This is a genomic window from Ketogulonicigenium vulgare WSH-001 (assembly GCF_000223375.1).
GTDB lineage: Bacteria > Pseudomonadota > Alphaproteobacteria > Rhodobacterales > Rhodobacteraceae > Ketogulonicigenium > Ketogulonicigenium vulgare.
This window is the reverse complement of record NC_017385.1, coordinates 98592-120463: the sequence shown is the minus strand read 5'-3', so window position 1 is coordinate 120463 and position 21872 is coordinate 98592. Positions and strand designations below refer to the sequence as shown.

General features: G+C 60.8%; 22 protein-coding genes. 16 read left to right on the top strand and 6 right to left on the bottom strand.

Going from position 1 to position 21872, the window contains the following annotated elements; all coding sequences use genetic code 11:
• The first annotated feature begins 64 nt into the window (after positions 1-64).
• The 15 genes from KVU_RS15540 to KVU_RS15470 all read left to right on the top strand — a co-directional run bounded on the left by KVU_RS15540 (position 65) and on the right by KVU_RS15470 (position 11743).
• Positions 65-271 (top strand): hypothetical protein, encoded by a 207-nt coding sequence (locus KVU_RS15540; RefSeq protein WP_162467629.1) that lies wholly within the window; start codon positions 65-67, stop codon positions 269-271.
• Entirely contained in the window at positions 268-858 is a 591-nt protein-coding gene (locus KVU_RS15535; RefSeq protein ID WP_013385752.1) for a sigma-70 family RNA polymerase sigma factor, read from the top strand. Before KVU_RS15540 ends, KVU_RS15535 begins: the two co-directional genes overlap by 4 nt.
• 27 nt (positions 859-885) lie before the next feature.
• Complete coding sequence (locus KVU_RS15530) at positions 886-1431, top strand: MgtC/SapB family protein (protein ID WP_013385751.1); 546 nt, start codon at positions 886-888, stop codon at positions 1429-1431.
• A 152-nt stretch (positions 1432-1583) separates the two neighbouring features.
• Positions 1584-1901: an H-NS histone family protein gene (locus tag KVU_RS15525; protein ID WP_013385750.1), complete on the top strand. Its 318-nt coding sequence runs from the start codon at positions 1584-1586 to the stop codon at positions 1899-1901.
• A 327-nt stretch (positions 1902-2228) separates the two neighbouring features.
• Entirely contained in the window at positions 2229-3479 is a 1251-nt protein-coding gene (locus KVU_RS15520; protein ID WP_013385749.1) for an Nramp family divalent metal transporter, read from the top strand.
• A gap of 228 nt (positions 3480-3707) precedes the next feature.
• Entirely contained in the window at positions 3708-4037 is a 330-nt protein-coding gene (locus tag KVU_RS15515) for a hypothetical protein (protein ID WP_013385748.1), read from the top strand.
• A gap of 118 nt (positions 4038-4155) precedes the next feature.
• A complete protein-coding gene (locus KVU_RS15510; RefSeq protein WP_013385747.1) occupies positions 4156-5082 on the top strand; it encodes an MYG1 family protein in 927 nt (308 codons plus the stop codon).
• A 63-nt stretch (positions 5083-5145) separates the two neighbouring features.
• Positions 5146-6159 carry a LacI family DNA-binding transcriptional regulator gene (locus tag KVU_RS15505; RefSeq protein ID WP_013385746.1) on the top strand — a complete coding sequence of 338 codons (1014 nt, stop codon included), beginning with the start codon at positions 5146-5148 and terminating at the stop codon, positions 6157-6159.
• 69 nt (positions 6160-6228) lie between these two features.
• Entirely contained in the window at positions 6229-6897 is a 669-nt protein-coding gene (locus KVU_RS15500; protein WP_013385745.1) for an amino acid ABC transporter permease, read from the top strand.
• A 1-nt stretch (position 6898) separates the two neighbouring features.
• The gene (locus KVU_RS15495) at positions 6899-7555 is read left to right on the top strand and encodes an amino acid ABC transporter permease (protein WP_013385744.1); all 657 of its coding nucleotides are present in this window, start codon (positions 6899-6901) and stop codon (positions 7553-7555) included.
• Positions 7556-7577: 22 nt separating this feature from the next.
• Positions 7578-8375 (top strand): transporter substrate-binding domain-containing protein, encoded by a 798-nt coding sequence (locus tag KVU_RS15490; protein WP_014538179.1) that lies wholly within the window; start codon positions 7578-7580, stop codon positions 8373-8375.
• A gap of 51 nt (positions 8376-8426) precedes the next feature.
• Positions 8427-9155 carry an amino acid ABC transporter ATP-binding protein gene (locus KVU_RS15485; RefSeq protein ID WP_013385743.1) on the top strand — a complete coding sequence of 243 codons (729 nt, stop codon included), beginning with the start codon at positions 8427-8429 and terminating at the stop codon, positions 9153-9155.
• Positions 9152-10072, top strand: a complete 921-nt coding sequence (locus KVU_RS15480) for a 2-hydroxyacid dehydrogenase (RefSeq protein ID WP_014538178.1) — start codon at positions 9152-9154, stop codon at positions 10070-10072. Before KVU_RS15485 ends, KVU_RS15480 begins: the two co-directional genes overlap by 4 nt.
• A 1-nt stretch (position 10073) precedes the next feature.
• Positions 10074-11000, top strand: a complete 927-nt coding sequence (locus tag KVU_RS15475) for a sugar kinase (RefSeq protein WP_013385741.1) — start codon at positions 10074-10076, stop codon at positions 10998-11000.
• Positions 10997-11743: a fumarylacetoacetate hydrolase family protein gene (locus tag KVU_RS15470; RefSeq protein WP_014538176.1), complete on the top strand. Its 747-nt coding sequence runs from the start codon at positions 10997-10999 to the stop codon at positions 11741-11743. The genes KVU_RS15475 and KVU_RS15470 overlap by 4 nt, the downstream gene beginning before the upstream one ends.
• A gap of 262 nt (positions 11744-12005) precedes the next feature.
• Here the strand turns inward: KVU_RS15470 and KVU_RS15465 are convergent, their stop codons facing one another.
• Genes KVU_RS15465 through KVU_RS15450 form a run of 4 tightly spaced genes read right to left on the bottom strand, consistent with a single transcriptional unit; the run spans position 12006 to position 17806 of the window.
• A complete protein-coding gene (locus KVU_RS15465) occupies positions 12006-13796 on the bottom strand; it encodes a TniQ family protein (RefSeq protein ID WP_013385738.1) in 1791 nt (596 codons plus the stop codon).
• A 4-nt stretch (positions 13797-13800) separates the two neighbouring features.
• The gene (locus KVU_RS15460; RefSeq protein ID WP_236953178.1) at positions 13801-14808 is read right to left on the bottom strand and encodes an ATP-binding protein; all 1008 of its coding nucleotides are present in this window, start codon (positions 14806-14808) and stop codon (positions 13801-13803) included.
• A 5-nt stretch (positions 14809-14813) separates the two neighbouring features.
• Positions 14814-17063: a TnsB C-terminal domain-containing protein gene (locus KVU_RS15455; protein ID WP_014538175.1), complete on the bottom strand. Its 2250-nt coding sequence runs from the start codon at positions 17061-17063 to the stop codon at positions 14814-14816.
• On the bottom strand, positions 17060-17806 hold the full coding sequence (locus tag KVU_RS15450; RefSeq protein ID WP_013385735.1) for a hypothetical protein: 747 nt from the start codon (positions 17804-17806) through the stop codon (positions 17060-17062). Before KVU_RS15450 ends, KVU_RS15455 begins: the two co-directional genes overlap by 4 nt.
• Before the next feature lie 211 nt (positions 17807-18017).
• Between KVU_RS15450 and KVU_RS15445 the strand changes: the two genes are divergently transcribed.
• Positions 18018-18599 carry a hypothetical protein gene (locus KVU_RS15445; RefSeq protein WP_148225676.1) on the top strand — a complete coding sequence of 194 codons (582 nt, stop codon included), beginning with the start codon at positions 18018-18020 and terminating at the stop codon, positions 18597-18599.
• Positions 18600-18665: 66 nt separating this feature from the next.
• On the opposite strand, the gene KVU_RS16330 is transcribed toward KVU_RS15445, so the two are convergent.
• Together KVU_RS16330 and KVU_RS15435 are read right to left on the bottom strand one after the other, a co-directional pair.
• Positions 18666-19283, bottom strand: coding sequence for a hypothetical protein (locus KVU_RS16330; RefSeq protein ID WP_236953179.1), 618 nt, complete (start codon positions 19281-19283; stop codon positions 18666-18668).
• A gap of 208 nt (positions 19284-19491) precedes the next feature.
• Complete coding sequence (locus KVU_RS15435; protein WP_013385733.1) at positions 19492-21777, bottom strand: AAA family ATPase; 2286 nt, start codon at positions 21775-21777, stop codon at positions 19492-19494.
• Positions 21778-21872 lie beyond the last annotated feature (95 nt).

The following is a 21872-nucleotide window of genomic DNA, read 5'->3' as shown; positions in this document are numbered from 1 at the left end:
TTTTACTGTGAACGTCCCATGCGCCCTACAGGCACCGTTTCGGCGCAGCACATCGAGTGACAATATGCCAGATAAAAACGCGGCTTCAACCGCACAGGCCCCTTTGACAGATCGCGATGCGATTGATCATGCCGCCGCATTGGATCCGGCGCTGCAGCGCCAAGTGGATGAAAACCTGCAACTTCTTTATCGCTCGAAATTGAACGACGATTTGCCAGATTCGCTGCAAGCGCTGGTCAAGAAGCTGTTGGAAGACGGGAGGCCCAGTTGAACGCAATCGCAAAGCCGCCGCAGCCGCCGAAGTCGGACGTGCCCCCTCTGCCCGATCCGCGGCAAGAGATCTTGCTGCACCTTCCCGCCCTTCGCGCTTTCGCCCTGACACTCAGCCGCGATTCCGTATTGGCGGACGATCTGGTGCAAGAGACTTTGATGAAAGCCTGGTCAAAGTTTCATCTTTTCACACCCGGAACGAATTTGCGCTCATGGCTCTTTACAGTGCTGCGCAACAATATGCGCAGTATGCTGCGAAAGCGCAGCCGCGAAGTGGCTGATGTCGATGAAAAGATGGCGGCGCGTTTGGCGAGCAAGCCCAATCAAGAAAGCAATCTCGCCCTCAAAGAGGTTGAACTCGCTCTTGATAAGCTGCCCGCCGAGCAGCGCGAAGTTTTGATCCTTGTCGGCGCGATGGGATTTTCCATCGAGGAAGCCGCCGAAACCTGTGGTTGCGCGCCCGGCACGATCAAAAGCCGCGCCAATCGCGGACGTTTGGCGCTTGCCCGTCTGTTGGGTCTGGCGCCGGGTGAAAAAATCGACATTTCGGATCAGGCCACTTTGGCCGTCATGTCGCAGCGCCCGTAACCTTTCCCCGATCTTTGCCGCCATTTTTTGAACGAGGTCGACGTGTCCCCCGATTTGCAAAATCTATGGCAATCCGAATTCGGCGATCCCTTTCTTGCGCTGAGTATCGAGGTGGTGCTGCTGCGCCTTGCCTTTGCCGCGCTGCTGGGCGCGGCGATCGGGTTCGAGCGCGAGCTGCACGCCAGCTCGGCCGGCCTTCGCACCCATATGATGATCGCACTGGCCGCCTGTCTTTTCGCGATCATCGCCGATGAAATCATTATTCGTCAGCTCGATAGTGGCCAGCAATTGAATATGGACCCGCTGCGTCTGATCGAGGCTGTCACCGCAGGCGTTGCGTTTTTGGCGGCAGGTTCGATTATTACCTCGGGCGGACGGATCACCGGCCTCACCACAGGCGCAGGCATGTGGATGGCCGGTGCGATCGGATTGGCTTGCGGCACCGGCCTTATCCCACTGGCGATTCTGGCCTCTGTTCTGGCTTTGATCGTGTTGTGGTTCCTGCGCCGACTGTCCCATGCCATCGCACGCGGCGGCAATCAGGCTTCCGAAGAAAACGGAAGCGAACAATAGCCGGATAGGTTTTATTGTCCTGATGGTAAATCTTATAGGCCTAAAACGTGGTTTTTAGCGGCGGCAATTTTTTGCTTATTCCTGTAAAAGGAATAGATGCACCCTTTATGATTATAGGCTAATGCTAGCAAAATTGATCGGAGGGATCACTTATGACTGATATTAACCTGACCGCGCTTTCCCTAGTTGAGCTAAAGAAACTGGAAAAAGACGTTGGCAAAGCCATCGCCTCTTTTGAAGACCGCCAGATCGCCCAGGCTCGCCTGGAAGCCGAAGCCGTAGCCCGCAAATTCGGCTATTCGCTGGAAGTGCTGGCCGGAACCGGAAGCGCCAAGAAATCAACGCCTGTTGCTCCGAAATACCAACACCCCGAAAACCATGCCCTGACCTGGAGCGGTCGCGGTCGCAAACCGGGTTGGCTGGTGAGCCTGCTCGAAAGCGGCAAATCAATCGAGGACTTTGCGATCTAATCCAGCGATCGCGGTGATCCAAAGAAACGGTGCGGGGATGTCTAATCCCCGCACCGTTTCTATTTGTGGTGATCGTTATATGGAAAGCGGCCTATATGTTTATATATACGCCATTATGCATATTGCGGGTTATTAATATTCTTCGATCCTGTTTGCTTTAAGTAAACGAATACATTGCGATAAAACGATAATGTCGCCACGCGCGATTTATGAACGGGCGCAGCCGGATGCGCGCTGAACCCCGTTTTTGCGACCCGATGCTGTAAGTCTTTTTATTTGCCGATAGGTCCGTTAGGCTGACCCAATATCTATGCGTGGAGGGGAAGCATGAGCGAAAAATCAACCGATACGCCCAAGTGGAGCATTGTCGGGCCGGGCCTTGTGGTGGCCGCGACGGGTGTGGGCGCGGCAGATTTGATCGCGACGACCGTGGCGGGTAGCCTTTATGGCTATGCGCTGCTGTGGTCGGTCATCATCGGCTGCATTATGAAAGTGGTGCTGGTCGAAGGGGCAGGGCGCTATACATTGGCCACGGGAAATACGATTTTCGAAGGCTGGGCCAGCCTTGGTAAATGGACGACCGTCTATTTCGGCCCCTATATCGTCATCTGGGGTTTCGTTTACGGCGCTGCGGCAATGGCAGGCACGGGCCTCGCGCTTTATTCGCTGTTTCCGCAACTGAGCGTTGCGGTCTGGGGCATCATCTCGGGCATCCTCGGCCTGATCATGGTTTGGAGCGGGCGTTACGACCGTTTCGAAAAGATCCTGACCTTTTTTGTACTGCTGATGTTCGTGACCATGGTCATCGCCGCCGCCTTTACCCTGCCGAACTTGGGCGAGGTTCTCTCCGGTCTGGTGCCGATCATTCCCGAAGGCTCGATGATCAATATCCTGTCGGTCGCGGGCGGCGTGGGCGGCACGATCACATTGGCGGCCTATGGCTATTGGCTGCGCGAAAAGGGCTGGGAGACACCGAAATTCATGCGCGTCATGCGCATCGACAATCAGGTCGCCTATCTGGTCACCGGCATTTTCGTCGTCGCGACGCTGATCGTCGGGGCCGAGCTGCTGTATTCTGCGAATATCGCCATCGGCGGCGGCGATCAGGGCATGGTCGATTTGGCGAATGTACTGGCCTCGCGCTATGGCGATTTCATGGGCAAGCTGTTCCTGTTCGGCTTTTGGGCCGCCGCCTTTTCCTCGCTGATCGGCGTGTGGAACGGTGTCAGCCTGATGTTCGCCGATTTCGCGGGCCAGATGCGCAAGCTGCCCCATGGCCATATCGAGCGTGGCTCAAAGGGTAAGGCCTATAAGGCCTATATCCTGTGGCTGACCTTCCCGCCGATGGTCATGCTATTCCTAGGACAACCGGTTTATCTGATCCTGGCCTATGGGGTCTTGGGCGCGCTGTTCATGCCGTTCATGTCGGTGACGCTGCTGTGGATCCTGAACACCGACCGCGTGCCGCGCGAATGGCGCAACGGGCCGATCACCAATATCCTGCTGCTGCTATGCACGCTGGCCTTTGCCGCGCTGGCGATCAATCAGGTCTGGAGCGCAATCGCCCGCGTCTTCTGATCACGCCACAGGCACGAGACTGACAGGCCCCGGGGGAAACCTCGGGGCTTTTTCCATATGGTCAATTTTGCACAGAGCCTGTGCGTTTGGGCGCCTTTAAAGCCGCGACCTTCAGGCCCAAATGTCTTTCACACGAAGGCGAATGGCACCACCGGCAATAACGCCAGCGCCCATCGCCCGCCAATTTTCCCAAACGGCCAAGCGCCCGGGACATGAAGGACCAAGAGAATGAAAAACCTGTTTGCAATCGCCACCGCTACCGTTCTTGCTGCCGCTGTCGGCACCTCGGCTATGGCTGCCAATGACTTTGGACATATCTATGTCAGCCCCAAAATCGAAGCTGGCAAACCGCTGAACATTGACCTGATCAACGTCTCCTCGCCCGCTCAGCTGGAAATCTATGGTGCCCGTGGCCAACTGGTCTCGACCCAAGATCTGAACGCTGGCGTCACCACCGACCTGCGGATCCAAAGCACCCAAGTCCCCGGCGGCGCCCTGACCGCTGTGCTGAAAGTCGACGGCCAAACCGTTGATACCCAAAGCATCACGCGCAAATAATCAAACGCGACCATGCAAGTGATGGGCCGGCCCTGATAAAGGGCTGGCCCAAAGCTATTTGCAACCGCCCGATCTGCCGCTATGGGGCAGTGAACAGATTGACCAAAGGCGGCCCGCGATGACGATTTCCTATCTTGTAACCCATTCGGGCAGCTTCCACGCAGACGAGCTGATGTCCTCGGTCGTGCTGACGCGGCTTTTTCCCGATGCGACCATTCTGCGCACGCGCGATGCGCAGGCGATTACCCCCGCAGATGACCGCATCATCTATGACGTCGGCCGCGCCTATGACGCCGATCAGCGCATTTTCGACCACCACCAGCCCGATGCGCCGCGGCGCGAGGATGACCAGCCCTATAGCTCGTTCGGGCTGATCTGGAAACATTTCGGCGCGGATTACCTGCGCGCTATGGCCGTGCCCGAGGGCGATATCGAGGCGATCCACCTGTCGATGGACCGTCATTTCGCGCTGCCCGTTGATCTTGTCGACAATGGCGCGCTGGACCCCGCCACGGCGGGCGCGCTGGTCGGTCTGACGCTGCCGGTGCTGCTGGAAAGCCTGAAGCCGGTGTTCGACAATGACGATCCCGCCGCCGAAGATCAGGCCTTCCACGCCGCCCTTGCCATCGCCCGCGCGTTTTTCGAGGCCTCGGTGGGTCGCAAAGCCGCCAAGGCGCGCGCCGAATCCATGGTGCTTGACGCCATCGCCACTGCCGGCGAGGGCAAAGTGCTGGAATTGCCGCGCGGCATGCCGTTCCGCAGCGCGATTGATCAGGCGGGCGCGGATCATCTGCTGTTCGTCATCACCCCGCGCGGCACCGACTGGTCGCTGGCTGGCATCCGCAAAAAGCCCGACGGGTTTGAACAACGCGCCGATCTGCCCGCCGCTTGGGCCGGTCTGAATGATGCCGCGCTCGAGGCGGCAAGTGGCGTAAAAGGCGCGAAATTCTGCCACAATGGCCGCTTTATCGCCGTCGCAGATTCGCGCGAGGCGATTGTCGCCATGGCCGAAATCGCCGTGCGCGAGGCTGCCGCGCAAGTGTAACGCATATTTGACGGGCGCGGCGGCAAAGCCTAGCATCCGCGCCAGTCCATACCGCAGGCCCGCATGTCCCCCAAACGCCCGACATTAGAAGATATCGCCAAGATTGCTGGCGTCTCGCGGGCGACGGTGTCGCTGGTGGTGCGCGGCTCGCCCCTTGTGGCCGAAGCCACGCGCGCCCGGGTCGAGCAGATCATGGCGCAGCAGGATTACGTCCGCGATATTGGTGCCGCGCGGCTGCGCAATAACAGCAGCAATACCGTCGGCGTCATCGTTCCAAACCTTGTGAATGCGTTTTTCACCGAGTTCCTCAGCGGGGTCGAGCAGGTCATGGGCACCCATGACCGCGTTGTACTGCTGGCGAACAGCAAGGACAGCGTGGCCCGCCAGACCGAGATTTTGCAGCGCTTTCGTGGCCATGGTGTCGATGGCGTGATCCTGTGCGCGGCCGAGGGCACCACCCCCGACCTGCCCGAACGCATTCGCGGCTGGGGTATGCCCGTAGTGCAGGCCCTGCGCGAGGTCGGCACAGATGTAAGTGATTACGCCGGCGCCGATTACAGCGAGGGCGTTTGCATCGCCATGCGCCATCTGGTGGCGATGGGCCACAGGCGCATCGCATTCCTGTCCGTGCGGGCCCGCACCTCTGCGCGCGAGGATCGACTGCGCGGATTTGCGCGCGGCCTGGCTGAGACCGGCGCCGAGAATGCCGGCATTGTCGAGGCGGATCTGGCATGGACAGGTGCCGCTGCCGCCGCCGATGCGGTGCTAGCCCTCGATACAAAACCCACCGCCATTTTGTGTTTCAACGATGTGCTAGCGGCGGGCCTGATGCTGGGCCTGCGCCGTGCCGGGGTCAGCCCCGGCAAAGATCTGGCGGTGGTCGGCCTTGATGATCTGCCACTGGCGGAAATGACCTATCCGCCCTTGACCAGTATCGCCGTCAGCCCCGCCACGATCGGGGCGGGGGCCGCACGCCTGTTGGCGCGCCGTCTGTCCCAGCCCGATGCGCCGTTCGAGCGCTTCATCAACACGCCCTTATTAGTGATCCGTCAATCTGTGCGAGCGTTAACAGTTTGACAGCGGCGTTCCTCCTCATTTAGATCGTTCTATATTCGAGGAATCGACACATCGAGCAGGGGAGGGCTGATGTATCAATTCAATTTCAGGCCAGTATTCGACAATCTAGACATGCTGTTTTACGGCGCATGGCTAACGGTTCAACTGTCGTTTTCGGCCATGGTATTGGGCCTGATCGTTTCGATCTTGGGCGCAGTTGCAAAAACATCGGGCGGCCGCGTGCTGCGGTTCATCGTGGACATCTATGTCGAGGCGATCCGCAATACCCCGTTCCTGATCCAGATCTTTTTCATCTATTTCGGCCTGCCTGCGATCGGCATCAGCATGTCGCCGAACACAGCTGCACTGGTCGCGCTGGTGATCAACGTGGGCGCCTATGGCACCGAGATCATTCGCGCCGGCATCGAATCTGTCCCGCAAGGTCAGGTCGAGGCAGGCCGCGCGCTGGCGCTGAACAAGGTGCAGATCTTCCGCTATGTGATTTTGAAGCCCGCTTTGCGCAATATCTATCCCTCGCTGACCAGCCAGTTCATCTATCTGATGCTGACCTCCAGCGTGGTGTCGATCATCTCGGCAAATGATCTGGCCGCCGCCGGTGCCGACCTCAGCGCGCGCACCTTCGCGAATTTCGAGATCTATCTGGCGCTGACGATCATATATTTCCTGCTGGCCTTTGGCTTTTCGACCCTGTTCGGTGCGCTGCGCCGCACCTTCTTCAACTATCCTGCGAGCCGTTGATATGATCCGTGAATTCTCGCAGGCTGATATTTTCTTCATCGTCTCGGCGATCCGCTGGACGCTGCTGCTGTCGCTGATCGCCTTTGTCGGCGGTGCGATTGGCGGGATGCTAATCGCACTGGCGCGCACCTCGCGCAATGTGGTGTTGAACCGCTTTGCCCGCGCCTTTATCGAAGTGTTCCAAGGCACGCCGCTGCTGATGCAGCTGTTTCTGGTCTATTTCGGCCTTGCGGTGGTCGGCCTGCCGATCAACCCGCTGCTGGCCGCCGCCGTCGCGCTGACCCTGCATGCCAGCGCCTATCTGGGCGAGATCTGGCGCGGCGCGATCGAGGCTGTCCCCCAAGGCCAGTCCGAGGCCGCGACCGCCCTGTCGCTGTCCTATCCCGACCGCATGCGCCATGTGATCTTGCCGCAGGCCATGCGCGTCGCCACCGCGCCCACCGTCGGCTTTTTGGTGCAGCTGATCAAAGGCACCTCGCTCGCCTCGATCATCGGATTTACCGAACTGACCCGCGCAGGCCAGATCGTCAATAACGCCACATTCCAGCCCTTTTTGGTGTTTGGAACCGTTGCGGCGCTGTATTTCATCCTGTGTTGGCCGCTGTCACTTTTGGCCCGCCATATGGAAGCCCGCATGCGCCGCGCTATCACGCGCTGATTTCATAGGAGGAGGAGAAACTATGAAAACCACTCGTCGCTTGTTTACCGCTTTGTCGGCCGCCGCTTTGGCCTTTGGCATGACTGCACCCGCAAATGCCGCGGATCTCGAGGCGATCAAAAATTCCGGCACCTTGCGCGTCGGCATGATGGTCGATTTCCCGCCCTTTGGCATTTTGGACGCCTCGGGCCAGCCCGGCGGCTATGATGCCGATGTGGCCAAGGCATTGGCGGACTATCTGGACGTCACTGTCCAGATCGTGCCAGTCACTGGCCCGAACCGCATCCCTTACCTGCTGTCGGGCCAGGTCGATGTGCTGGTTGCCTCGCTGGGCATCACCGCCGAGCGCGCCGAGCGTGTCGATTTCTCGACCCCCTATGCGGGGATCGCCATCGGCGTCTATGGCGCGACCGATGTGGCGGTGACCGAGGCCGCTGACCTTTCGGGCGTGACCATCGCGGTTGCCCGCGCCTCGACCCAGGACACCGGCGTCACCGCCGTTGCGCCTGCCGATGCGCAAATCCGCCGCTTTGACGATGACGCGAGCGCCGTTCAGGCCCTGATGTCGCGCCAAGTGCAAACCATTGGCCTGTCGAACGTCGTGTTCTCGCAGATCTCGGGCGTGGCCGGTGGCCGCTTCGACAAAAAGTTTGATCTGTCCAGCCAATTGCAGGGCATTGCCGTCTCGCCGGATTCGGATGCGCTGCTGGCCGAGATCAACAGCTTTGTCACCCACAGCCGCACCGATGGCACGTTCGACGCGCTGTATCAGACCTGGCTGGGCGAGCCGCTGCCCGATTTCGTCAAGAACGCCGAATAATCTAGATGCGGCCGGCCCGTCCGGCCGCCTCTTTATCCAAGGGATTGCGACATGAGCCAACACGCCATCACCATGCGCGGTGTGAACAAATTCTATAATACCTATCACGCGCTGGTCGATATCGACCTGACCGTCGCCCCGGGCGAGCGGATTGTCATCTGCGGCCCTTCGGGTTCGGGAAAATCGACGCTGATCCGCACGATCAATCAGCTAGAGGCGATCCAGTCGGGCGAGATCGTCGTCGATGGCGTGGCGCTGACCGATGAAAACGTCGCCAAAGTGCGGCAAGAGGTCGGGATGGTATTCCAATCCTTTAACCTGTTTCCGCATATGACCGTGCTGGAAAACTGCATCCTTGCGCCGATGAAAAGCCGCAAAGTCTCGCGCGCCGAGGCCGAGGAAACCGCGCGTGCTTACCTCGCCCGCGTGCGCATTCCCGAACAGGCCGACAAATACCCCGCCCAACTGTCGGGCGGCCAGCAGCAGCGCGTCGCCATTGCGCGTGCGCTTTGCATGAAGCCCCGCATCATGCTGTTTGACGAGCCGACCTCTGCCCTTGATCCCGAAATGGTGAAAGAGGTGCTGGACACGATGATCGACCTCGCGCGCGAGGGGATGACCATGATCTGCGTCACGCATGAGATGGACTTTGCCCGCGCTGTCGCCGACCGCGTGATCTTTATGGATAAAGGCGCCATCGTCGAGCAGAACCCGCCCGAAGAATTCTTTGGCAATCCGCAGAACGAGCGTCTGCAGACCTTCCTTGGCCAAATTGCATGACACGGCCGATGGTTCTGGCGCTGGCGGCGCTAAAGCCCGCTGATATGGCGCAAAAGCTGCATGACACTTACGATGTTGTCACCGATATCGCGGCGGCATCACAGGCGCAGATCGTTCTGACCTCGGGCGCGGTGGGGCTATCGCCTGCGCAGATGGATCAATTGCCTGCGCTGCGACTGATCGCCGTCAGCGGCGTTGGCGTCGATGCGATTGACTTGCCCGCCGCCGTTGCGCGCGGCATCCGGGTGACCACCACGCCGGGCGTGTTATCGCTGGCGGTGGCCGAAATGGCGCTGGGTCTGGCGCTGGCGGCAGGCCGCCGCATCGCCGAGGGTGACCGCTTTGTGCGCGCGGGCGATTGGGCGAGTGGCCGTAAACTGGCCCTGGGTCGCTCGGTGCTGGCCGGTCGCGCGGGGATCTTGGGCTATGGCCGCATCGGGCGGCAACTCGCGGACCTGCTGCGCGGCCTCGGGATGCCGGTCGCCTACACCGCGCGCTCTGAAAAGAATGACAGCCCAGATACCTACCACCCCGATGCCGTGACCCTTGCGCAGCATTCGGATGTGCTGTTCGTCACCGCCGCCGGCGGGGCCGAGACGCGCGGGCTGGTGAATGCGGATGTGCTGGCCGCCCTTGGGCCCGATAGCATTTTGGTCAATGTCGCGCGCGGCCCTGTCGTGGATAGCGCGGCGCTCGCCGCCGCCTTGCAGGCAGGCCATATCGCAGGCGCGGGGCTTGATGTGTTCGACGACGAGCCGAACGTGCCGCAGGCGCTGCTGGATGCCCCCAATTGCGTGCTGACCCCGCATGTGGGTTCGGCGACGGATGAGGCCCGCCGCGCCATGTCGGCGCTGGTTCTGGATAATATCGCGGCCTTTGTTGCGGGCGGGCCCTTGCCCAGCCCTTATGGAGAGTAAGATGAAGTTTCTGTCGATTGGCGAGCCGCTTGCTGAATTCAACAACCCGCTGGACGCCCCCGATCAGTTCAACCGCAACGCGGGCGGCGATACGCTGAACACCGCGATTTACCTGTCGCGCCTGACACCTGCGGGCAGCGTCGGCTATCTGTCGCGCCTTGGCGATGACAAGATGAGCGCGTTTTTGCGCGGCGTGATCGTCGATGAGGGCATCACCGACCTGTGTGCAACCGAGATTGGCGGCCGCCCCGGCCTCAGCTTTATCACCACCGACGCCAACGGCGAGCGCAGCTTTACCTATTGGCGCGATCAGGCCCCGGCGCGTAAGCTGTTCCAATCGCCCGAGGATCTGGCCGTGTTGGAGCAGGCCGATGTGCTGTTCCTGTCCGGCATCACCCTCGCCGTGCTTTACCCCGAGGGGCGCGCGAACCTGCTGGCGGCGCTCGCGCAGCGCAAGGCGGCGGGCGCGCAGGTGGTGCTGGACACCAACTATCGCCCCCGTCTGTGGCCGAATGCTGAAACGGCTGCCGCGGTGATCGGGCAGGCGGCGGGCATCGCGACGCTGGTGCTGCCGTCGCTTGACGATATGGAGGCCTGTTTCGGCCAGCCCGAGGCAGAGGGCGCGATGGCCCTGCTGCAAGGTCTGACCGATGCGGAAATCGTACTGACCACCGGCGGTGATGATGTGCTGTATCGTGCGGCGGGCAGTGCGGATGTGCGCGCCATTCCCCTGCCGCCGCGCCGGCCCGCGCGCGACACCACCGGCGCCGGCGACAGCTTTAACGCCGGTTGGCTGTCCTCGCGGGCCGCAGGTCTCAGTGTCGAGGCCGCCATCGCCCGCGCCGCCGCTGTGGCCGCCGAGGTCGTGACTTATCCCGGTGCCATCATGCCCCGCGCCGCCATGCCCACGTTCGAGGCCCAGAATTGACGTCATCCTTTGACCCCGCCCTTGCCGCATCCCTGTTGATCGCGGCGCGGGCTGGCGGGCCACGGCCCGCTGCCTTGCCCAGCGTTCCGCCCGATATAGATGCGGCCTATCAGGTGCAGCATCTGGTGCTGGGGGACGGCGCGCCCGCATGGAAAATGGCGCTGCTGCGCGGCACCGCCCGCGAATGCGCCGCCATTCCCGCCAGCGACGTGCATGTTAGCGGCGCGGAAATTGCGCTGGACAGCGACGGCGCGATCGAGGTCGAGACCGCCTTCATCCTTGGCCGCGCCATCACCCCCGGCTGCACCCCGGCCGCGGCGCTGGATGCGGTCGCCGAAGTTCGCCTCGCCTTTGAATTCATCAATGCGCGCCTGCTGGACCGTCTCGCCCGCGACCCGATGGAGGCGATGGCGGATAGTTTCTGCTCGGCCGCCATTGTACTGGGCGATCCGATTGCGGATTGGGCGGAGGTGCTGCAACAGCCGCTGGAGATCCGCCTTGATCTGGACGGCCGCGCTGTCGCTGCCTCAGAACAGCCGCAACCCCTTGCCGAGACGGGGCCTTTTCTGGTCTGGCTGGCGGATCATGCCGCCAAATACGGCCTGCCGCTGGGCGCAGGATCGGTGATCATCTCGGGCGCGCGGATCGGCCCGCTGCAGGTCAATGGCGCAACCCATGCACAGGCGCGGATCGCGGGCGCGACAGTCGCGGCGCAGATGAGCGCTCCGCCCCGCCGCAGCTGATCGCACAAACCCACCGGCGCGCGTTGCAGAATAAGCCAAATCTGCAGCGCGCCAAACCGGCGAAACTGAAATGACGGCCAATAAGAGGCCATGGCCGTAAAATTTATTCAATGGAATCAATGACTATTTTCGAATTCGGCGGCGGTTCTGTGCCATTGCGAGGGCAAATAACGCCCATCGAAACTCGCCTGTGACCTCTGATACGCAACAAAAAAAGCCGCCCATGATGGGCGGCTCGCAAGGCTTCAGGCTTGGATAAGGGTCAGATGTCGGATCGGCGGAAGACTTGAGTCGCCAAGAGCATGCCTGACAGAATCGGCAAGATCCCGCGCTTCTGCAGGGATGCATGCATCTCGGCGAGCGTTGCACCCTCAGCTTCGGCCAGTTCGCGGATCGAGATATGGTCGAGCCGGAACTGTTCGAAATCGGGCTTCGCGACCTGATGGCGACGTTTCAGCGGGCCGGTGAGTGGGACAACGCGCCGGATGATCGGCGCTCCGCTCTCGTCGGGAATCCGCATGATGTTCTCGAGGATCTGCACCTCGACCCCTAATTCGTTGGCTGCATCTTCCTTGGACATTGCGGCCGTCATCGGTGGGGCCTCGAGGATGCGCAGCAGCTGGGGTTCATCGATCAGCAGGCCGTCGAAATCGGTTCGCCCAACCAGGCCATAGAGGTCGAGTCTCCCAGACAAGACCAGTCGGATGATCCGGTCGACCTGCCAATGGGCGTGGCGCGCGGCCGCGCTCAGGGTGGCGAACTGAACAGGGACAACCGCGATGGTGGTGGCGTTCTCAAAAAGAAGGGCCAGAAGGACATGAATGGAGTCCAGGCTGACCCGTTTCAGGGCATCCGCGTCGCGATCGACAATAATCCTGTCGCCCAAAACCCTCTCGACCAATCCCGCATTGAGGACCGCCGCTGCCGTCGTCATGTCGCAGCCAAGATGGGCGGAGAGCGCGTTGGCGGGGACTGATCCCCGCAGCTCGCACGCCACGGTTTCGCTTTCGACCGCATCGAAGGTAAGCGCATTCAAAGGTCGGCCGTTATCTGTCGACAACAGCCCCAGGGCGGCGAATACGTCTCTTACCTGCAACTTGGACATTCCGCACATCCCGGAGAGCGTCGCAAGGTCATGTCGACGCCGCGCGGGCACGACCTCCCCGAAGATGTCATCCCCGGCTGCGAGAGGGACATTATCAAGAAGGAACGAGCGCACCAGCGGGCGGAGGGGGGACAGATCCTCGTTCAGCCTGACTGCGTCATAGAGCCTGCCCAAGGCACGGGTGGGGGTGTTGACGCGGGCCTTTTGGCCCCGTTGGCACAGAATATCGTCGAGGGCCTTCAGGATGCTCGCCTTGCCCCCCCGCAGCGCTTCGAAGCCCGTCCGGCAAGCATCCCCGAGGTCGCCGGTCGTGTGATCCCGCATGGCGTTCCCCAGGCACCTCGAAATGCCCATGACCTGATCGAGACGACAACCGTCCGGCCACAGCGGTTCGCACGTGGAGCCGGACAACCGATCCTCGACATAGCGCTGCAAGGGTCCGGGTGTCATCGGCGTGGCCGCATCGCAAAGCTCTTGCAGCGCCGCCGGGTCCGGGAACGCGACAGACGGCACCAGCGCATCGAAATGGATTTCGGCCTTCGTCGTGGTCAGGGCAATATCGTGGCGATCGCAACAGACCGTGCTGCTGAATTGCCACGATACACGGCTGTGCTGGAAGGATCCGTCGTCGAGCAGACACATAGGGCAGAATGCCGTCACGCGGCGGCAAAGCATGGACGGTTTGAACACCTCGTGCCGAAACCGCCTCATATTCCCATCATGCCTGAAGATCGCGGAAGCTTCCAAAGCCGGCGCCTCGCCGCCGAAGAGATCTGTGAGACGGGCAAGCACCGCCAAGTCCTTCACCGGTTCGACGTCCTTCTGAGGGAAGCCGACGACCCTCAGGAGCTCCGGCAGACAATGCCCTGCTTGAGCCTGGGCGGAACGATCCGCCCAGGAAAGAATGGTTTCACCCGGAATGATCGGGATATGAGGCAACATCGGCATGGGATTAGCCCTGACGCAAAGCGCGGCGTTGCCGTGCCGTGCGCGACGCGTCGAACTCGGCGGCTTGCGCATCAAGCTCGAACTTATGCCAGTCCGGCGAAACGAAGACGTTGCGGTCCCAGGCACACATCTCCTGCATACCCCAGGCTTCGGCGAAATGTTGGCGCCCAAGGATGGTATCACCCTCGAAGAGCGCCCGTTCGATGGCATTGATCGTGGTTTCCACCGCCCGGCCGAACCGGTGCCGACTGCCGTAGATCAGGCGACTGACGACCGAACCGGAACCATCGAAGGTCAGCCCCGCCGCCGCGCAGTAGTCGCAGATCACCTCGGTCAGACCAGCATTGTCGGCCCCGATCTGCAGATCGCCCGGAATGATCTTGGTGAACCGGCGATTGACCTGCGGGTCATAGCCGGCAATCTCGATCAGGCGTTCGGTGCCGCTGAGGATGACCACGACCGAATTCGGACCTTTCATCAAGCCCTTGATCATCTTGAGCATGTCGTCGATTTCCCGGGTCGATCGGGACAGGAACAAATCCTGCGCCTCATCGAGCCAGATCGTTGTTGCCCCGGTCACCGCGATCCGGTTCTTCACCAGATCGAGCAGTTCCCAGGCGCTGGTCCGGGACGATACCTTGGTCAGGCCCATCTCCCGCAGAAGGGCACGCAGGATGCTGCGCAGGGTTGCGGGACTTTCGACCTGCACCTCAAGGACACGGGGTGCCCCGGTGTCGGGATGGGTGCCCAAGGCCGGGAATTCCTGCAAGACATTGCGGATGGCGGTGGTCTTTCCGCCGCCCGCCGGCTCGATGAGGATGATGCCGCGGCTTTCCAGTCCCGCCGTGAAGCGGACAGGTTCGGCGGTGATCTGCCCGGTCCTGTCGACGTGCAGAAGGCGGCAAAGTTGGGCCTGAACCTCCCGGTCGCGTTCGGTAACGACATGGCGCGCGCGAAGCTGCGCCATAAGGGGGGCAATGGCGATATAACGGGTCTGGGTATCGGTGTTCATCATCGTCATCCTTTTGCCTTGCCATCGAATTTCGGGCCGCGATCGGGCTTGGGAAGCGCGGCCGCCTCGCTTCCGACGTTCTCCATGGGCGCACGCGGCTGAATGGTCCGGCCGTAGTCGTCAGCGGTTTGATGGGTGCGCGGGGTATCGGGCCGCACGTCGAAGCTCATCATCACCTCCTCGCGCGCGAGGACGCGCTCTTTCGACCAGTCCTGATTGATGACCTGGTATTCCAGCTGCTGGCGGTGGTTCATCGCCTGGATATCCTTGATCGCGGCATGGACGACGCCTTCATCGAAGGCCTGGCGCTTCGGATCGCTTGCACGCAATGCCCGAACCGAGGCGTCCCATTCCGCGGCGCTGAGGCCATCGAGCGCCTGGCCAAGCAGGCCATTGCGATGGACACTGCGCGCTTCGATCCAGCGGTTTTCGACGCAGACAGCGATCCTGCCGATATCGGTATGGTCCCAGCGGACCTCGACATCGTGATCCCCATAGGACAGGTGCCTATGTGCCAGCACTTCGTCGTGATAGCGAATGCCGCCGACGGTGATGCCGGTCTTGCTCAGCTGTCGCACGATCGGAACCCCGAAGGCGATCCGGGTGGTGGCGCGGGTTGGCAAGGCGTGAAGCGGATAGTTGCCGTCCTCCATGTCACGGCCCCACTGCTGCAGCGGCGTCAGGCCTCCAAGCCCTTCGTGCGGCGTGTTGTGATAGATATCGACGACCCAACGCACGATGGCGTAGGCCAGCTGTTCGATGGTCAGGCAGGCCCGCTCTTCCGAAGGATGATCGCCGCGCTCGAGGACGTTCGAGAAAACCCGACCGGACAGACGCGAAAACAGGCTCATGATGGCGGTGCGGAACAGCCTCTCGATCATCCCCCGCATGCCCGGAGCGCCGGCAACGGTCCGCAGGAGGCCGATACCGACATTGGCACAGGTGTCCGTAAACTCAATGGACCGGAATACGCCATTGTCCGTCACCAGACTTTCGGGCTTGCCGCGATGCGACCACGGGGTCAACGCGCCTACGGCATCTGCAAACTCACCCTTGTCCTCCAGGACCATGCGCAGGCATTCGCTTGCGGCGGTCGTCTTCGGCTCGTTGGTGAGCTTCATCCCAAGGATCATGCGGGTGCGGCAGTCGATTGCGAATACCAGCCACCAGCGGCGCTTCTTGTTGTTCAAGCCCATTTTTTCCAGTTCTTCCGGCGTGAAGAGCTGCAGAAGGCCGGCCTGCGCCATGATCGTGATGAGATCGATTTTACACTCGTCCATCTCGACGCGTTCCAGAGGGCGGCTGACCTCCAGGCCCCTGGTCACGGGTTTCATCCGCTTCAGGGCCTCACGGTGGCCATAACGCTCGAAAAGTCCGGTGAGCTCATCGATGCCCTTGATGAACGATCGGACGGCGTCGCGGCTCGGAATCCGCATCTCCGTCAGGCCTTGTTCCCGCCGCACTGCATTCTTCTCCAGAAATACGCGCCGGACCTCCATCACCGTCTGCGCGACGCTTGGACGGTTTAAGTCGAGATAGAACTCGCGGATGACGTTCGACAGCAGCCCCTGCTCGTCGGTGGTGAAGTGTCCGTTCTTGTTGCCGCGGTTGCAGCACTTGTCGCGAAGCGCCCACTTGCCGCCCACCTTCATCGCCGCCGACCATTTGCGAAGCGTCCGCGGCGCAACCGCCTCCGGACGGGCCGCCGTCTGGCCACCTTGAGGTTTGCGGCCACCATTCTCGCGGTATTCGCGCACACGTTCGACAAAATCGGGGGTAGGCCCGGTTTTGCTCAGATATTCCGCCGCGGTATCGCGGATCAGGTCCATATTGGCTGCGATGCTTTCATCGGTGCGCTTGATTCTGGCCGCACCCGCGTCGTTGTCCGACAAGACGTCGAACGCCATAACCAGGGCATAGCGGGCGTCGACGCGTCGACGTTCCGCATCAGACATAGCTGGCGCAATACCGTCGAGTTCGTTGCGCAAGGTCGCGCTGCGCTGCGCTACGGGCAGATAGAACTCCGGCTCATGGTGGATTTCCCGCGCCGCATTCATCCGACGCAGCTGGGCATAGCTGAAGGTTTCGGAAGGGCCGGCACCATCGGCGGGTTGGAGCACCACACCCTCATCGGTGGCGTAAACCAGACGCATCGATTTTCCAGGCATACCAGGCAACATCCCAAAGGTCGGGAATGTGATCCTGTCATGCTTGCCGATAATGAACTGGGGCAGGTGACGGTCGATTGCGGTCATTGGATGGTTCCTTTCCGGAAAATGAGGATGTCAGGGGTAAGTTGATGGCCCGGTTGGCCAACGAGTGCGCCCATGCGGACCAGGCGCAGCAAGGCGCGATAACCGCGCTCGGCCAAGCCGAGATCGCGTGTGAGATCGCGTAAGCTGCGACCGCCCAAGAGGTATCTCGTCAACTCCCGGGCAGCAGCGTCGGCATCGGGGTCGGGTTCACGAAATGCCGCCAGAATACGGGCGTTGTGCAGCTCAACGGGATCGATGTCTTTCTCGGTGAGCAGACGGACTTCGTCCGCAAAGTTCCGCTCCTGCACCCAGAAGGAGACCGTCTGCATATGCGTGATGAAATCCTGTCCCGGCATCTGACCCTCGCCGCGCTTACGGGTCAGGGGATCGGGCTTCACCGTGCATGCGATCCGCCTCCCGTCGAGTTCGGTCACGTAGAAGTCGAAGATGTGCCGCGTCTTGCTGTCCGCGAACGGATACGGGAATACGACCTGTTCACGAAGGTCATGAGTCTGGGGCCTGGCATTGATGATATAGGCATGGTCGCGTTCCAGCGCGGACTCGCACTGGATGCGGAACCCCGCGCCGTGACCCAGAACGTCGTGGGCCGTGCAGTGGCGGTTCGAGGCAATCGCGATATCGCGACCCGCCCTGGACGGCGCAGGCAGGGCCACTGCGCTTTCGAGGCCTGAAGCAGCAGGGGGTAGCGCGAGCATGGGCTCGATCGGAATATTCATAGTCATGGGATGGTTTCCTCATGTGGGATCGGTCTCCGCCCGGTCGGGCGGATGCGGTCTCGTGCCGCGATGGCCAGGGGCCGATCGGGATGAGGTCTCCTGCCGGGATGCAGGCATGGCGGTGCCGTCCTCGCCCCGCCGGATTTACGGACGGGCAAGGTCGGCCTGTCAGCCGTTCCCGAAAAGAAGCCTGCTATGTTGAGGAGGATCGTCGCCCATGACAGATCCTTGCGGCGGACCGCTGAATCTGCTAAAGAACCAGTATGACAGCTGGTGGACTTCGGTCTTCCTGACGATCACGTCGGAATGCGCCAACATTCCGGCGTTTTCGTATCTGGGGTCATCAGGTTTTCATCGTTTCATCCTTCCGAAAAGCAGCTTGTCTGTCGCCCGGACAATATTCCGTCGTCTACCGAATTGGAATAAGTCGCGCCTTATCAACGGGTTGACCTCGACACTAAAGAGGTGTCCGTTTTTCACATACTGTCTGACGCCCGGTGAGGGCAGGTCTTGTGGACCGGCCACCGCAAGCCGCGACAGACAGTTCTTCCGCTCCGGTCCGGATCGGGCTTCGTCGGTGCGAAAAACACTCGGCCTGACTGCCGAATTTCGTCTGCCGCAGGAAAGCGTGGGGGTGGATGGCCCTTTGAATGGTCCGGGCGGCCCTGGAACGGCTTGTCTGGTGACAGGCGATTCGTGGTCGTTTCCGGCGATCAACGGAGACATCAGACTGAGCAATACCCTGCGCCCGATCCAGATGGATCAGTGTATCAGGCGGAAGGCCGCAAGGGCGATATGAGGGATCATGTTCGGAACCAACTGTCTGAAGGCGATACTTCGGGAGCGCGAAGGGCGGTTGTGTGGATCAGGCCTCAACAATTTGCACCAGCTTGCGGAAAAGGTTTCCGCGCAAAATGATCCGGCGCTCCCAGTCAGGCTCGGCCCTCGGATCCACCCCTTGCGCGGCAAAGCCGAGTTCCAGTCGATTGCCCGCCCACTCCAGAGTAAAGTCAGCCCACGGACCGCTCAGGCCAACTTCAAGGTTGGCAATACCCTCATCCTTCCAAGGCAATGTCGCGTCGAACAGGCCGTCGATCCAGTTGCCCATAAACGCGCCGAGGGTTGAGGTGACCTCAACGCCGGGCAGCAGATCCTGCTTCACGAGGCCAAGCGTTGAACCTCGGGGCGGCTGACTTCCCGGTGCCCATACGACCTGCTCTCCCTGCAGGAGAACACCGCTCTTCAGCTCCATATCGATGACGTTGCGGACGAAGGCCGGAGCGGCGGTCATGCCTACACCAGCGGCAAGAACAATCGCCAGGTTGAACGTATCCTGTCCCACCATGTTGCTTGCCCCACGCCCCTTGCCGCCATCGGTTCGCAGACCGGCCTGTTTAAGGGCCCGGCTGAGTCCCTCGACACTCGTCAGGGTCTGGCCGAAGATGGCCGCGAGCGCGACTGCCATGTTGGTCGAGTTTGCCATGCCGGTCTCCTTCCGTCTTGAGGGGAGGGTGTATGCGAGGCTCCGAAACGAGTCAACTTTTTTCGCAAATTTAACGGATAATAATATCGAAAAAATAGACGGCCGCGGAGGACCACGGTCCCAGGGCCGTCAACGACGGTGCAGCTCACCCGCCAGATTCACGACTAAGCAACGCCCCCGCAGGACGCAGCGCGTCCGTCGACGAAACCTACCTGCGGGAAGCAAATAACAAGGTTCGCTCGACAAAGTCGGTCAACTCAGCATCGTTGATTGCGGCAACCTGCCAAGCAGGATTCGAGTCGTGGTGGAACCGATTTGCATAATCCTTCAGCCTGTTCAGTTCTGTTATATCTGCCGCTGAGAGAATCTCATTGGCCCCGCCAACTCGCTGCTCACATGTTCGGATGAACGGGCCTAGCAGCGTGCCTGGAGGGAAATATTCCGGATAGGCTATGCGCATAAAGGCCTCCAAAATCGGCCGAAGTGCGGTGGCAACCGCTCGCTCTTGATTTGGATCGGCGGCCCGGAGATATCCGCGAACAAGCTCATGGCGCTTGTCATGCTCGGATATACTGTCATTCCGCACATCCCAGCCAGCGATATCAGAGCCGATAGCGGCCCTGTTTATGCGCAGCGCAACGGCCGCGTTCCTATCGGCCTGTTCCCACAAGTGACAAAGAAACGCCTTCGAATGGGATAGGACAATAACCTGCTGAACCCGCCTGCCCATGGCTAATATCTCCTCGCGGGTGCGCAGCGTGCGATGTTCATCCAGACTGGTCATCGGATCGTCGATGACGACGATCTTGTTGGCAAGGTTGGGATCCTGTTCAAGCGAAGCGAAGAAGAACGCGAGCGCCAGCGTGTTCCGGTCCCCGGCGCTCAAGGTGTTACGGAAGGAAGGTCCTGCCTCGGCCGTCAGGTTGACGTTTTGCTGGTTGATGACCACGCAGTAGGATGCAGAAGAGCCTGAGCGCATGTTGACTGATTGGACCTCGCCCAGCCGGAACGAGGCACCAAAGCGGCGCAGAAAATCGTTGATGGCCGCTTCATAGGCCGGGAAGATCTGCTCCCGGTATTGATCGAGCGCTGTGCGGGCCTGCGTGCGAAGGAGCTCGGTCGCCCCTTTTGCTTCCTTTTCAGCGAGATAAGCGTCGCAGCACTGCGCAACAGCAGGGTTAAACCTTACCTTTTGCGCATTCAGCTTTGCCAGATCACTTGTCAGCGCCGCGAGATCATCGGCCTGTGCCTGTTCCTTGACGATATCGAGCCGCGCATTCGCACCCACCACGCTGGCAGAGAGAGCGGCAACCTCGGCAATCCGTGCGCGGTAGCTCTGCACCGCCTGGCGAGCCTCCGGCGTTAGGCGCGTCTGATCCAGCGGCGCAGCAGCCTTTTCCCGAAGCTGCCCAAGAACGGTGTCACGCGCCGCGCTCCAATCACGGGCAATGGCTGCGGTATCAATCTCAATTTCCGGAAGTTCGGTGAAATCCTTCCAGAATTCATGCGTTTGGGCGGCCGTGCGGATGTTGCGCTCAAATGCAGAAGGGATGTCACCGCCATGCGTATCCCGAACACCGATCCCGGTCTGGCGAATGACGGCCTTCAAGTCCTCATAGGCTTGCGAGAAATAGGCGCGATAGTGTGCGATGATGTCGGAGCCTGCAAGGTCCTGGGCACAGAATGGGCAGATTTCACCATCTTGTCCTTGGGATGCTCGCTCTATCCGGGGCATCCCATCTGCAACCCAGCTCTCGCCGCCTTGACCCAGTTTGGCGATATGGGCCCGAACGCGGGCAGCCGCATCCGCTTCAAGGCCGGGCAATCCACGCCCCAGAATCTGGTCAATGGCATCAAGATCAAAATCCGGAAGGCCAAATTCCTGAAAACCGGGACGCTGACGGATGGCATCGGATGCGCGGGCAGCGGCCAGGCGGCGCTCTGCTTCCTGAATTTTGGCATCGATGGCCTCATCCGGCGGCAAGGCACAGAACGGATCGACTTTGTAGGGACCGCGCGCGGCGGCGGGAATGGCATCGGCCAGCTCGCGGAGCGCGGTATTATGTCCCTCGATCCGAAGCACATGGGCTTGAAGAGCTGTGCTCAGCGCAACCCCCTGCGCTCCAAGAATAAGCTCATGCAGGCCCTGACGATGAGCTGCCTGGATTTCGATTCCGGAGCATACATTGGCGGACACAAACGCGTCATCGAAGATTGTGATATCGGGGAGAGGTCGGTTCCAGACACCATTTTGAAAGATGGCATTCCCGGCGGCATGAGAGATGACAACATGCGGCGGATGCGGCGAACCCAGCCGCTGACGCTCTGTCACTAGAACCGGGTCATTTGTCGCAAGAGAACGAAGAATTTCCGCAACGGTTGTCTTTCCGCGCCCGTTTTCACCATAGATTAAAGTGAGGGGCGTGAACTGTTGCTGCGGGCTGACATTGTCGAACTGCCCAACATTCCTGAGAAGATGAATGCGATCAATCATTTATTGAAACCCCACATTGACGCCAAGACACTGGTGCCGAAGCCTATACCATCCTGATCAATAAACTATTCGAGGGAGTAGACCGCCCTGGAGTA